Genomic DNA, 12,934 nt, shown 5'->3' on the forward strand with positions numbered 1-12,934 from the left:
TTGTGGCCGCCGGAATGGTCGGCCGCCCTGCTGGCGGCGGGCCCGCACCCGGCGGCGGTCCTCAGCGGCCCGGAGCTCGATTCATTCGCCCGCAGCTGACTGGTCCACGGCGGGTTCGGCGAACCAGAGACGCGTCTCGCCGTACTTCCGGACGGCGAACCGGACGAGGCCTTCGGGCCATTCCGGTTCGGGTGACCGCGAAGAGCGTTCGACGACGACGACGGCGCCGTCAGCGAGGAATCCGGACAAGGAGGCGAGGATGCCGGCGAGCGCGTCCTCGGCCAGCGGGTACGGCGGGTCCATCAGCACCAGGTCCCAATGGTGTCCCGGCGGAAGGTCCTTGAGGAACCGTTCCGCCTTCATCCGGTGCACCGTGGCCGTCTTCCGGCCCAGTTTGCCGTTGACCAGCTCGGCGTTGCGGCGGCAGACCCCCGCGGCTTTGTCGGCCGCTTCGACCAGGTCCACCGTGGCGGCGCCGCGGCTGGCGGTCTCGACTCCCAGAGCCCCGGAGCCGGCGAAAAGGTCGAGTACCCGGGCGCCGGCCACGACATCGTAGGACTCCAGCCGGGAAAACAACGCCTCCTTGACCCGGTCCGTCGTCGGCCGGGTGTTCTCCCCGGGCACGCTGGCCAGGGCCAGTCCCCCGGCCACGCCGGCCACGATGCGGCTCACCGGTTACCCGCGCTCAAGGAAGGCCTCCCGCTCGGGGTTCAGGTACAGCTCGATGGCGGCCGCCAGCTCGGGATACCGGGCCAGGGTAGAGTCCCGCTGCAGGATGGCCGTGGCGTCTTCCCGGGCACGGGCGATAACGGCCTCGTCCTTGATCACGCGCAGCAGCCTCAGGGTGGATTTGCCGCCGGACTGGGACGCCCCGAGGATGTCGCCTTCGCGACGCAGCTGGAGGTCTGCCTGCGAGAGTTCAAACCCGTCGGTGGTCGCGGCTACGGCCTGCAGCCGCTCGCGGCTGGGGTGCCCGGGCTCCAGCTGCGTGACCAGCAGACAGGTGCCGGGGAGCCCGCCGCGGCCCACCCGTCCGCGGAGCTGGTGGAGCTGCGAAATGCCGAAGCGGTCGGCGTCCAGGATCACCATCATGGTGGCGTTGTGCACGTCGACGCCGACCTCGATGACCGTGGTGGACACCAGGATGTCCAACGTTCCGTCGTTGAACGCCGCCATGGCAGCGGCCTTCTGCTCCGGCTCCATCCGGCCGTGCAGCATGCCGATCCGGATTCCGTCCAGGACCGGCAGCCCGCCCAGGTACTCGACCAGGGCGGCCACCGATGCCATGGGCCGCTGTTGCTCCGGCTGCCCTGACAGCTCGTCCGGCGGATCGGCCTCTTCGAGCTCGTCATCCCCGATCTTGGGGCACACGACGTAGACCTGCCGGCCGGCGGCGACCTCCTCCCGGGCCCGTTCCCAGATCCGGTCCTCCCAGGCAGGATGTTCCTGGAGGGCCACCAGGTGGGTGGTGATCGGAGCGCGGCCCGCGGGCAGCTCCGTCAGCACGGACGTTTCCAGGTCCCCGAAGACGGTCATCGCCACCGTCCGGGGAATGGGCGTGGCAGTCATGACCAGCAGGTGCGGTGGCGTGGCCGAGCGGCTCCGGAGGCGATCGCGCTGTTCCACGCCGAAGCGGTGCTGTTCGTCCACCACCACGAGGCCGAGGTCAAAAAACTGCACCGTGTCGGACAGCAGGGCATGCGTGCCGACGACGATGCCCGCCTCGCCTGCCGCCACATCGAGCAAGGCCCTGCGTTTGGCCGTTCCGGTCATCGAGCCGGTCAGCAGCACGACTTTAGTGCCGTCGGGGTCGCCGCCCAACATGCCGCCCTGCGCCAACGGGCCAAGCGTCCGGGTGATCGATGCGAAATGCTGGCCCGCCAGGACCTCGGTCGGCGCGAGCAGGACGGCCTGGCCGCCCGAGTCGACCACTTGCAGCATGGCCCGAAGGGCAACCAGGGTCTTCCCCGACCCGACTTCCCCCTGCAGCAACCGGTTCATGGGTGAATCTCCGGCCAGCTCCGCCGCGATCGTCGCGCCGACCTCGCGCTGTCCCGCGGTCAGGTCGAAGGGCAGGCGGGCGTCGAACTTGTCGGCAATACCGCCCTTCCGGCCCGGGCGTGCGGTCGCCTGTTCGGCCGCGGCGATGGCCCGCTTCCGCCCGAGGGCCGCCTGCAGGACCAGCGCTTCCTGATAGCGGAAGCGGTCGCGGGCCGCGCTGGCGGCTTCCATCGTCGAGGGCCGGTGGATCTGTTCGTAGGCCTCAGCCAGTGAGAGCATTCCGTCCCGTACGGCGATGTCGGTCGGGATGGGGTCCCCCAGGCGCCCGAAGTCCACGGCATCGAGCAACAGGTCAACGGCCGCCTTGATGCGCCAGCTGCCCAGTTTTGCCGTCGCCGAATACATGGGCACCGGGCGCAGGGCCTCCTCGGCGTCGAAGTCGAAGGCGTCTTCGAGCAACTGGTAGTCGGGGTTGGTCAAGGTGAGGTTTCCGCGGTAGGACGTCACCTTGCCGGAGAACATGGCGATGGTCCCCGGCCGCAGTTCCCGTTCCGCCTGATAGCCGTTGAAGAAGGTGAGGCTGATGTCCGAGGAATTGTCGGTCACGACGACCTCGGTCAGCGAACCGCGGCGGGCCCGCATCTTGCGTGAACTGGAGCTCAGCACCCGGGCGACCAGGGTTGCGTCCTGGTCGATCGGCAGCTCGGCGATCATGGTCAGCTCTCCGCGCTTCATGTATCGCCGCGGGAAGTAGTTGAGCAGTTCCTCGGTCACCGTCATGCCCAGGTGCTTTTCGAGTGCCGAGGCCGAGCGCTTGCCGAGCCGCCGCTCCAGCGGGACGCTCAGCTCGTCGGCTGGGTCAACCGCCATGGTTTTGCTCCGGCGGGCCGGCCAGCTCCGTCATGCTGACGTTCATCGGTTCACCCAGCTCCCGGATAACCTCCAGTGCCGCGTCGCCGTCCGGCACGTGCGCGTGGACGCGCCAACGGTACCCGCCCTCGATTTCTGTCACGGCGCTCATGATGACCGAGTCGCCCAGCTCGTCCAGTTTCAGGCGCAGCGTCGCGGCGTCGAGGGGGCTGAGGTTGACGGTGCACATGACCTCGACACCTTCGTGCACGTGGTCCAGGTGCAGGTGCGGATCCTGCACGTTGTAGCCGTGCAGGCCGTCCAGCAGTTCCGGCTGCAGTTCCACGCCCAGGGCGCTGGCCCGCAGGGTGTCCATGATGAGCAGGAACCCGACGGCGCCGGCGTCGACGATGTGCGCCGATTCAAGTGCCCCGAGCTGGGTCTCGGTCCTGACGACCGCGGCCACCGCCTCTTCCACGACCGATTCCAGCGTTGCCGCCAGGCCGTGGTTGCTGTCGTCGCCGTTCTTCGCCGCATGTACCGCCGATGCCGCCCGCGAGACCGACGCGATGACGGAGAGCATGGTGCCCTCCACGGGCTCGCTCAACGCGGACCAGCACCGGATTTCGGCACGCTGGAGGGCCGCGGCCAGCAGCGGCCCCGTCAACCGGGTCGTGCCCCGCAAGGGTTCGGCCAGGGCGGCCAGGAAAACGGACAGCAGGGTGCCCGAGTTCCCGCGCGCTTCTTCCATCGCCGCCTGGCCTGCTCCGGCCAGGAGTTCGCCGATGTCCGCCGTCCGGTTTTCGGCGGCCGACTTCGCCGCCGCCCGGACGGTCAGATAGAGGTTGGTCCCCGTGTCGCCGTCGGCCACCGGGAAGATGTTGATGGCGTTCAGGCGGTCACTGTGGTTGCCGAGGACGACCTCGGCCCTGGACAGCCAGCGGCGCAGCGCTTCGGCATTGGCAGCAATTTTCGTCTGCAAAGGGGTCCCATCTGCATGCGCCGGCGATGCCCGCCAACGATCGATCTCAGTCCTCCGGCGTTACCTGAGCCTACCGCAGCCGGCTCCGCTCACCGGCATACGGTAGCGTCGCGGCTCACTCGAGATCCGCAGTACTCAGATATTCGCCGAGGCTGTCGTTCTGCAGCGCGTCGGCTATCTCGGCGATGGCCGCCTCGTCCGGCAGGACGATCGACTGGCCGTCCGCGGAAGTGCCGGTGCCCAGGGTCGGAAGGGTGAACATCTGAACGTCGCTTGACCGTACATCCCGAAGCGAGACGCCCAGGGAGCCTGCCTTCATGGCGTCGAATTCGCTGTCAACGCTCACGAACGGGGAAAATTCGTCGACTACCTCGTTAATGCGCACGGGGTTTGTCAGTGTCTCGGCCGTCAGGAACTCGGACATCAGAGCCTTGACGAAGAGCTGTTGGTTGCGCACGCGCTGATAGTCGCCGTCGCTGAAGGCCTTGCGCTCCCGCACGAAGGACAGGGCAGACTCGCCGTCCAGAGTCTGGGTGCCCGCCGGGAAGAACTCGCCGGTCGACCCGGTTGCCGAGAAGGCCGCCGGATTGTTGATCTCCACCCCGCCCAAGGCGTCGGTCAGTTCCTTGAACCCCGAGAAGTCGATGATGGCGACGTGGTCGACGCGGGTCTCAAACAGCCCTTCGATGGTTTCGACGACAAGCGGTACCCCGCCGAACGCCATGGCGGCGTTGATCTTGTGCTCGCCCTGGCCCGGTATGTCCACCCAGGTGTCGCGCATGATCGACATGACGTAGACGTTCTCCCGATTCTCCGGGATGTGCATCAGCATCATGGTGTCGGAGCGGCTGCCGTCCGAGACCTCGGTCAGATTCTGCGTACCCGTGGCGCGGCTGTCGGAGCCCATCAGAAGAATGTTGACCGTCTTGTCGTTCGGGTCCTTCTCGGCCCGATTGTCCGGGAAGGCCGATTCTATCGTTTGGGACTTGCTGTTGAAGGAGTTGGCCAAGTTGAACAAGTAGCCACCTCCGACGATCGCAGCGACGACAACGATGCCCACGAGGGTGAAGAAGATGGTGCGGATGGGATCTTTCTTCCGCTGGCGGCGCTGCCGCCGCGGGCGGTATTCGTTGTCGTGGTCAGCAGTCAATGGGGTCACTTCCTAGGGGTGAGGCTACCTAAAAGGATAAACCCCGCGGCCGTCTCCTTACCGCAGGGCCGGTCTGGCGTGGCTGCGGTCACTGTCGCTCCGGCGGGCCGCGATGGTCGGGATACGCTGGCTGTATGACCCGCGCCTTCCCCCGACGCCGCCGTTTTGCCGTCCTTTTGTCGCTTGGAGCCCTGGGCAGCCTCACGGCGTGTTCGCCTGTTGTCGACGTTGACGCCGCTCCGGACGCGGCAAACCCCGGATGCGCCCCGATGATGGTCATCCTCCCCCAGTACGTCGCCGATTTCCCGCGCCGTGAAACGAGCAGCCAGGCGACCGCCGCGTGGGGGGACCCTTCCCAGGTCATCCTGCGGTGCGGTGTGCCGGTTCCCGGCCCGACGACGGACCAATGCGTCTCGGTCGACGGCGTCGACTGGGTACTGCGCGAAGGCGAGAACGGCTACTGGACGGCCACGACCTACGGGCGCACCCCGGCCACGGAACTGCTGTTCAAGCCCGATGACGTGGCAGAGAGCTCCGTGTTGATGGACATCTCGGCGGCGGCGTCGGAGATTCCGCAGGAACGCGAATGCCTGAGCATTTCCGACGTCCTGTAGGCGGCACGGCCGGCGATACCGCGCCGGCCGGCATGGTCAGCGGAGGCCGGTCTTGCGGTTGAGGGCCAGGTACAGCAGCTCGTCGATCAACTCGGTGTAAGGCAGTCCGGATTTCGCCCACATCTGCGGATACATGCTGATCGGCGTAAACCCGGGCATGGTGTTGATCTCATTGATAATGAGCTCGCCGTCCGGCGTGTAGAAGAAGTCGACCCGGGAGAGTCCCTCTCCCCCGAGCGCGTCGAACGCCTGTGCGGCGAGTTCGCGCACTCTTTCCGTGGCGTCGGCGGGCAAATCCGCCGGGCAGCTGAGGGCGGCGGCCGTACCGTCCAGGTATTTCGCTTCAAAATCGTAAAACTGATGCTCGCCGGGCTGGACGGCGATTTCCCCGGGCAGGCTGGTGCGCGTCGGTTCTGTTCCCCTGCCTTGCAGCACCGCTACTTCAATCTCGCGGCCGATGATGCCGGCTTCGACAACCACCTTGGGATCGTGTTCGCGGGCGGCCTCCACGGCGGCGCGCAGGCCGCCCGGCTCGGCCACCCGGGTGATTCCCATGGAAGAACCCGCCCGGGCCGGCTTGACGAAGACCGGGAACTGGAGCGTGCCCAGACGTTCGAGCACCGCGTCCGGGTCCTGCTGCCACTGACGGTCGGTGATGACCTGGTAGGGACCGACGTGGAGGCCGGCCGATTCGAAGACCACCTTCATATAGTGCTTGTCCATGCCGACGGCAGAGGCCAGTACGCCGGCGCCGACGTAGCGGACGTCGGCCATCTCCAGCAACCCCTGAAGCGTTCCGTCCTCGCCGAACGGCCCGTGCAGCAGCGGCAGCACCACGTCGACGTTGCCCAGGCTCTGCGGAACCTGCGCGGCCGGCGCGACCATGAGTTCCGGCGTGTCCCGCCTGCTGGCCAGCACAACGGGTTCGGCGGACGCACTGATCTCCGGCATTTTCCCCGAGGCGAGCGACCACTGGGCCGGATCTTCGGCGACCTGGACCCACTGGCCGTTGCGCGCAATTCCGATGGGAACGACGTCGTACTTGTCCTTGTCGATGGCCCCGAGAACCCCGGCCGCGGTGACGCAGCTGACGGAATGTTCGCTGGACCGCCCGCCGAAAAGGACGGCAACGCGGGGTTTGCGGCCCGGCGACGGGGCGTTCGCGGCGGGAATGGTCTCGTCGTTCACTGGAGTTCACCTTCGGATTTGAGTTCACGGGTCAACAGGCGTGGCGCCAGCGCCTCTACGGACACCTGTCCCTCCAGGACGGCAACCACTGCCTCGGTAATCGGCATGTCGACGCCCACCTTGGTGGCCAGATCCAGCACGGCGCGGCCGGACTTGATGCCTTCGGCCGTTTGGGTCATTCGTTCCGTCACCTGGTCCAGGGTCAGGCCTTCGCCCAAGAGCCGTCCGGCTGTATGGTTGCGCGACAGCGGCGACGCGCAGGTGGCGACCAGGTCGCCGAGCCCGGCCAGCCCGGCCATCGTCTGGACCTCTCCCCCGAGGGCAAGGGTGAGCCTGGTGGTCTCGGCCAGTCCGCGGGTGATGACCGTCGCCTTGGTGTTGTCTCCCATGCCCTTGCCGTCGCAGATTCCCACGCACAGGGCAATGATGTTCTTCACGATGCCGCCGATCTCCACCCCCGTGACGTCCGAGTTCGTGTACGGACGGAAATAGCTGGCGGTGCACAGCCGCGCAATCCACTGCGCGGTGTCGTCGTCCGTGCAGGCCACCACCGAGGCTGTCGGTTCCTTGCGCGCAATCTCGAGCGCCAGGTTGGGACCGGAAATGACGGCCACGTGGGAGTCGGACAGGCCGAGCTCTTCCTTGATGACTTCGCTCATGCGCGCATCGGTCCCGCGCTCCAGCCCCTTCATGAGCGAGACGACCACTGCCTCCGGATCGAGCAGCGGCTTCCAGGACGCCAGCTGCGGCCGGAGGGTCTGGGCGGGAACAGCGAGCACCACCAGCGGCGCGCCGCGGAGGACTTCGGCGACGTCCTCCGAAGCGACGATGTTCTCCGGCAGCGCGATGTCCCGGAGGTACTTCGCATTCCGGTGCCGGGAATTGATTTCCTCCGCCACTTCGGCGCGCCGGGCCCAGAGCCTGACCTCGACCTCGGGGTGGGCGTCCGCGACGACCTTGGCAAAGGTAGTGCCCCAGCTTCCTGCTCCGAGAACGGCGATGTTGGCAGGCAGGTCGGGGCGTGCTGTCACAACTTCTCCTCGGGCGGTAGCTCTTCTGTATGCACCGGTTCGCCGGAACCAAAGTCCCGGCCCATGGCGCTTTGACCGTGAGCAGAAGGATCCCAGCGGACGGCGGGCGCTGCCTCGCCGCGTACTTCGGCCAGCAGCGCCGTGATGCTGTCCATAATCCTATTCGTTGCGGCCTCGAGAACGGTCCTGGTGATCGGCAAGCCGCTGAATTCGCTCAGGTCCACCGGCGGTCCGGCCGTGACGTGTGCCGTCTTGCGCGGAAAAAGGCTGGGCCTTTTCGCATAACGGGGCAACAGCTGGTTGGCACCCCAGTGCGCCACCGGAATGACCGGTGCGCCGGTCTGCAGCGCGAGCCTTGCCGCCCCGGTGCGCCCGCGCATCGGCCACAGGGCCGGGTCCCGGGTCAGCGTTCCCTCCGGGTAGATGATCACGGCACCGCCTTCATCGAGCACCTCGCGTGAGACGTCAAGGGAACGGTTTGCGCCCGAACTGCTCCGCTCCACCGGTATCTGCCGGGCCGCCGTCAACAGTTGCCCGACCACCGGGATCTTGAACAGCGAGGCCTTCGCCAAAAAGTGCGGAAGGGCGCCCTGGTTGTAGACGTAATGGCCGACCACGAGCGGATCGATTTCCGTGTTGTGGTTCGGACAGACGATGAATCCCCGGTCCTTGGGGAAATTCTCCGTTCCCGTCCAGTTGCGACGGAGGACCAGGTTCAGGACTGGCCGGACAACGCCGGCGAGGACACCAATGACCACCCGCTCTTTGGAGTCTGCTCCCATGTCCGCCTACTCGACGTCGAAGTCCGCGCCGAGGCCCTCCAGCTTTGACTGGAAGCGTTCGTAGCCACGGTTGATGAGTTCGATGCCGGTCACGCGGGAGGTTCCGGCCGCCGCCAACGCGGCGATCAGGTGGCTGAAGCCGCCGCGGAGGTCGGGGATGTCTATCTCCGCCCCGGAGAGCTGTGTGGGTCCGGAAATCACGGCGGAATGCAGGAAATTTCGCTGCCCGAAGCGGCACGGAATGCTGCCGAGGCATTCGCGGTGCACCTGGATGTTCGCACCCATCCGAATCAGCGCCTCGGTGAATCCGAACCGGTTCTCGTACACGGTCTCGTGCACGATCGAGACGCCTTCGGCTTGCGTCAGGGCGACGACGAGGGGCTGCTGCCAATCCGTCATGAAGCCCGGGTGCACGTCGGTCTCGAGCACCAGCGGCGACAGGCTGCCGCCCGGGTGGTAGAAGCGGATGCCGTCGTCGTCGATGTCGAACGCCCCGCCGATCTTGCGGTAGGTGTTCAGGAAGGCGGTGAGGTCGCCCTGATGGGCACCTTCGACGTAAATGTCTCCCTGCGTCACGAGCGCCGCGGATGCCCAGGACGCGGCCTCGTTGCGGTCGGGCAGCGCGCGATGGTTGAAGCCGGACAGTTCGGTGACGCCCTCGATACGGATCACACGGTCGGTCTGGACCGTGATGATGGCACCCATCTTCTGCAGCACCGCGATGAGGTCCATGATTTCCGGCTCGATGGCGGCGCCGCTCAATTCCGTGATGCCCTCGGCACGGGTTGCCGTCAGGAGAACCTGCTCGGTGGCGCCCACGCTGGGATACGGCAGCGTGAGTTTCGCGCCCTTCAGTCCCCTGGGTGCGGAGATGGCTATGCCACCGGGCCGCTTGTCCACGATCGCGCCGAACTGCCGCAGCACGTCGAGGTGGTAGTCGATGGGCCGGTCGCCGATCCGGCAGCCGCCCAGGTCGGGGATGAAGGCCTCGCCGATCGCGTGGATCAGGGGCCCGCAGAAAAGGATTGGAATGCGGGAATCGCCGGCGTGGGCGTCGATGTCCTTCATGTGGGCCGTCTTGACCTTGGTGGGGTCAAGCGTCAGGTCACCCGTCACCGCGTCCTTGGACACCTCGACGCCGTGCAGGCGGAGCAGGCTCGTGACGATTTCCACGTCCCTGATTTCGGGCACATTCCGCAGGACCGAGGCATTGCTGCCGAGCAAGGACGCGACCATCGCTTTGGGAACCAGGTTCTTGGCGCCGCGGACGGATACCTTCCCCGCCAACGGAACGCCACCACGAATGGTCAAAACACTTGCCATGAATACCTGTTTCCTCAAGCTAGTTTAGCGCCGAACTGCGCCAGGGCCTCAGCTAAGCATATTGGCAATCCGTGACCACTCTGAAATAAACGGGCAGCGAGTCCGGCGCTTTCCGTCCCGCCGGCCGGTGCCTTGCATGAGGCAGTCGCAGGTGCAAATCGGCGCCGCCGACGGAGCCGGAACGGCTCCCTCGACGGCGCCGATTCGCGCCAGGGCGCGTGTCCTCAGACTTTTGCCGGGAGGGTCGTCGGCTTCCAGGACGGGCGGGTGGCCTCGTAGGTGGTGATTTCCGCCTCATGCTTCAGGGTCAGCCCGATATCGTCCAGGCCTTCGAGCAGCCGCCAGCGGGTGTAGTCGTCGATCTCGAACGGCGCGGTGATGGTGCCGCACGTGACGGTCTTCGACTCGAGGTCCACCGTGATTTCGGTGCCCGGGTGGTTCTCCAGTTCCTTCCAGATCAGCTCGATGTCATCCTGGGCGACCTCGGCGGCCAGCAGCCCCTGCTTGCCGGAGTTCCCGCGGAAGATGTCGGCGAACCGGGAGGAGAGGACGACGCGGAACCCGTAGTCCTTCAAAGCCCAGACCGCGTGTTCGCGCGAGGAACCGGTCCCGAAATCCGGGCCGGCCACGAGAACGGAGCCGCGGCTGAACGGCTCCTGGTTGAGGATAAAGTCCTCGTGCTTGCGCCAGGCTGCGAACAGGGCATCTTCGAAGCCTGTCCGGGTGATCCGCTTGAGGTACACCGCCGGGATGATCTGGTCGGTGTCCACGTTGGACTGCCGCAGCGGGACCCCGATGCCGGTATGGGTGGCGAACTTCTCCATGATTCTTCAGGCTCCTTAGGCGGCAGGCCGCGAGACGGCGTCGTTGTTGACCGGGTCCAGGTCCGAGGGCGAACTCAGCGTGCCCCTGACTGCGGTGGCGGCCGCCACTACCGGCGATACCAGGTGCGTCCGCCCGCCCTTGCCCTGCCGGCCCTCGAAGTTCCGGTTGGACGTGGACGCGCAGCGCTCGCCCGGGGCCAGCTGGTCCGGGTTCATGCCCAGGCACATGGAGCAGCCGGCGAACCGCCACTCGGCGCCGAACTCCTTGAACACCTTGTCCAGGCCTTCGGCCTCTGCTTCCAGGCGGACACGGGCAGACCCGGGCACCACCATCATGCGCACGTTCGGCGCCTTGGCCCGGCCGCGGATGATGTCCGCCGCGATGCGCAGGTCCTCGATGCGGCTGTTGGTGCAGGAGCCCAGGAAGACGGTGTCGACCGGGATGTCCTTCATGCGGGTGCCGGCTTCGAGACCCATGTAGGCCAGCGCACGTTCCGCGGCTGCCTTGGCGTTCTCGTCGGCGAAGTCGTCGGGCGACGGCACGGCTTCCGACAGGGAAACGCCCTGTCCGGGGTTGGTCCCCCACGTGACGAACGGCTCCAGCGTATCGGCGTCCAGGAAGACCTCGGCGTCGAACACCGCGTCGTCGTCGGTACGCAGGGTCTGCCAATTTTCGACGGCGGCGTCCCAGTCGGCGCCCTCCGGGGCGTGCGGCCGGCCCTTGAGGTAGTCGAAGGTGGTCTGGTCCGGCGCGACCATGCCGGCGCGGGCGCCCGCCTCGATGGACATGTTGCAGATGGTCATCCGGGCTTCCATGCTCAGGGCACGGATGGCGGAGCCACGGTACTCCAGCACGTAGCCCTGGCCGCCGCCGGTTCCGATCTTGGCGATGACCGCCAGGATGATGTCCTTGGCGGTCACCCCCGGGCGCAGCGTTCCCTCGACGTTGATGGCCATGGTCTTGAACGGCTTCAGCGACAGCGTCTGGGTCGCCATGACGTGCTCAACTTCGGAGGTCCCGATGCCGAATGCCAGGGCACCGAAGGCACCGTGGGTGGAGGTATGCGAGTCGCCGCACACCACCGTCATGCCGGGCTGGGTGAGTCCCAACTGGGGACCCACCACGTGCACGATCCCCTGCTCGGCGTCCCCGAGCGAGTGCAGCCGGACCCCGAATTCACGGCAGTTGGTGCGCAGCGTCTCGATCTGGGTGCGGCTGGTCGGGTCGGCGATCGGCTTGTCGATATCCAGCGTGGGGGTGTTGTGGTCCTCGGTCGCGATGGTCAGGTCCGGGCGGCGCAGCCCGCGCCCCGCCAGGCGCAGGCCCTCGAAGGCCTGCGGCGACGTGACCTCGTGTACCAGGTGAAGGTCGATGTAGAGGAGGTCGGGCTGGCGCGCCGCGCCTTCACCGTCGCCGTGGCGCACCACGTGTGCATCCCAGACTTTTTCGGCGAGCGTCTTGCCCGCAGTGTTACCGGCCATGGCCAGATCTCCTCCATCAATACCAACGCAGGCTTTTTCTCCCGCCGGGAGGCCCGCACCAAGTGTGTGCTTTAACTCTTCCAGCGAGGCTGCCCGCCCGCCAGTCAATCGACTTGCATCTCATATATTGAGATGAGAATATCAGCTTATGGACAATCCTAGCGGTGTCGGCGTCATCGACAAGGCGGCCATGGTGCTGGACACCCTGGAGGCCGGACCCACGTCCCTGGCCCAACTGGTGGCCGCCACCGGCCTGGCCCGGCCCACCGTCCACCGGCTCGCTTTGGCGCTGGTCCACCACCGGCTGGTCAGCCGGGACATGCAGGGCAGGTTTGTCCTGGGCAGCAGGCTGGTCGAATTAGCCGCGGCCGCCGGCGAAGACCGGCTCATAGCCGCCGCCGGTCCGGTGCTCATGAACCTCCGCGATGCCACGGGTGAGAGCGCCCAGGTTTTCCGCCGGCAGGGCGATTCGCGGGTATGCGTCGCCTCGGCCGAGCGGCCGATCGGATTGCGGGACACTATTCCGGTGGGGACACAGCTTTCGATGAAGGCCGGCTCCGCCGCCCAGGTGCTGTTGGCCTGGGAAGACCACGAGAGGCTGCTCGAAGGACTCCATGGGGCGCGCTTCACCCCGACAGTCCTCGCCGGCGTCCGCCGCCGCGGCTGGGGCCAGAGCCTGGGCGAGCGCGAACCCGGCGTGGCGTCGGT

12 protein-coding genes are annotated in these 12,934 nt (G+C 67.0%); 2 read left to right on the forward strand and 10 right to left on the reverse strand.

What is annotated here, in order from left to right:
- Window positions 1-81 precede the first annotated feature (81 nt).
- The 4 genes from rsmD to AC5RUJ_RS04815 form a co-directional block, all read right to left on the reverse strand.
- Window positions 82-672: a 16S rRNA (guanine(966)-N(2))-methyltransferase RsmD gene (rsmD, locus tag AC5RUJ_RS04800; RefSeq protein ID WP_494012335.1), complete on the reverse strand. Its 591-nt coding sequence runs from the start codon at window positions 670-672 to the stop codon at window positions 82-84.
- A gap of 3 nt (window positions 673-675) precedes the next feature.
- Window positions 676-2,871, reverse strand: coding sequence for an ATP-dependent DNA helicase RecG (locus tag AC5RUJ_RS04805; protein WP_494128133.1), 2,196 nt, complete (start codon window positions 2,869-2,871; stop codon window positions 676-678).
- Window positions 2,861-3,799 (reverse strand): DAK2 domain-containing protein, encoded by a 939-nt coding sequence (locus AC5RUJ_RS04810; protein ID WP_494001269.1) that lies wholly within the window; start codon window positions 3,797-3,799, stop codon window positions 2,861-2,863. Before AC5RUJ_RS04810 ends, AC5RUJ_RS04805 begins: the two co-directional genes overlap by 11 nt.
- Window positions 3,800-3,947: 148 nt before the next feature.
- Window positions 3,948-4,991, reverse strand: coding sequence for an LCP family protein (locus AC5RUJ_RS04815; protein ID WP_494128134.1), 1,044 nt, complete (start codon window positions 4,989-4,991; stop codon window positions 3,948-3,950).
- Between the two features lie 125 nt (window positions 4,992-5,116).
- Between AC5RUJ_RS04815 and AC5RUJ_RS04820 the strand changes: the two genes are divergently transcribed.
- Window positions 5,117-5,596 carry a DUF3515 domain-containing protein gene (locus tag AC5RUJ_RS04820; protein WP_494000005.1) on the forward strand — a complete coding sequence of 160 codons (480 nt, stop codon included), beginning with the start codon at window positions 5,117-5,119 and terminating at the stop codon, window positions 5,594-5,596.
- Between the two features lie 36 nt (window positions 5,597-5,632).
- On the opposite strand, the gene AC5RUJ_RS04825 is transcribed toward AC5RUJ_RS04820, so the two are convergent.
- The 6 genes from AC5RUJ_RS04825 to leuC form a co-directional block, all read right to left on the reverse strand.
- Complete coding sequence (locus AC5RUJ_RS04825) at window positions 5,633-6,769, reverse strand: D-alanine--D-alanine ligase family protein (RefSeq protein ID WP_494128165.1); 1,137 nt, start codon at window positions 6,767-6,769, stop codon at window positions 5,633-5,635.
- Window positions 6,770-6,780: 11 nt separating this feature from the next.
- Window positions 6,781-7,815: an NAD(P)H-dependent glycerol-3-phosphate dehydrogenase gene (locus AC5RUJ_RS04830; RefSeq protein WP_494022893.1), complete on the reverse strand. Its 1,035-nt coding sequence runs from the start codon at window positions 7,813-7,815 to the stop codon at window positions 6,781-6,783.
- Window positions 7,812-8,597 (reverse strand): lysophospholipid acyltransferase family protein, encoded by a 786-nt coding sequence (locus tag AC5RUJ_RS04835; protein ID WP_494000007.1) that lies wholly within the window; start codon window positions 8,595-8,597, stop codon window positions 7,812-7,814. Before AC5RUJ_RS04835 ends, AC5RUJ_RS04830 begins: the two co-directional genes overlap by 4 nt.
- Window positions 8,598-8,603: 6 nt before the next feature.
- Window positions 8,604-9,920, reverse strand: coding sequence for a UDP-N-acetylglucosamine 1-carboxyvinyltransferase (gene murA / locus AC5RUJ_RS04840; RefSeq protein WP_494000008.1), 1,317 nt, complete (start codon window positions 9,918-9,920; stop codon window positions 8,604-8,606).
- 224 nt (window positions 9,921-10,144) lie between these two features.
- Window positions 10,145-10,744, reverse strand: a complete 600-nt coding sequence (gene leuD, locus AC5RUJ_RS04845; RefSeq protein WP_494128135.1) for a 3-isopropylmalate dehydratase small subunit — start codon at window positions 10,742-10,744, stop codon at window positions 10,145-10,147.
- A gap of 15 nt (window positions 10,745-10,759) precedes the next feature.
- Window positions 10,760-12,226, reverse strand: coding sequence for a 3-isopropylmalate dehydratase large subunit (gene leuC, locus AC5RUJ_RS04850; protein ID WP_493986902.1), 1,467 nt, complete (start codon window positions 12,224-12,226; stop codon window positions 10,760-10,762).
- 148 nt (window positions 12,227-12,374) lie between these two features.
- Between leuC and AC5RUJ_RS04855 the strand changes: the two genes are divergently transcribed.
- Window positions 12,375-12,934, forward strand: a 560-nt coding sequence (locus AC5RUJ_RS04855; RefSeq protein ID WP_494155637.1) for an IclR family transcriptional regulator, incomplete at its 3' end; no start/stop codon positions are given.

The sequence above is a fragment of the Arthrobacter sp. Y3223164 genome, assembly GCF_059091005.1.

Bases quoted from the DNA above. Each gene is read 5' to 3' on its own strand.
- murA (WP_494000008.1), bottom strand. From the start codon at position 9,920: ATGGCAAGTGTTTTGACCATTCGTGGTGGCGTTCCGTTGGCGGGGAAG.
- leuC (WP_493986902.1), bottom strand. From the start codon at position 12,226: ATGGCCGGTAACACTGCGGGCAAGACGCTCGCCGAAAAAGTCTGGGAT.
- leuD (WP_494128135.1), bottom strand. From the start codon at position 10,744: ATGGAGAAGTTCGCCACCCATACCGGCATCGGGGTCCCGCTGCGGCAG.
- AC5RUJ_RS04835 (WP_494000007.1), bottom strand. From the start codon at position 8,597: ATGGGAGCAGACTCCAAAGAGCGGGTGGTCATTGGTGTCCTCGCCGGC.
- AC5RUJ_RS04805 (WP_494128133.1), bottom strand. From the start codon at position 2,871: ATGGCGGTTGACCCAGCCGACGAGCTGAGCGTCCCGCTGGAGCGGCGG.
- AC5RUJ_RS04820 (WP_494000005.1), top strand. From the start codon at position 5,117: ATGACCCGCGCCTTCCCCCGACGCCGCCGTTTTGCCGTCCTTTTGTCG.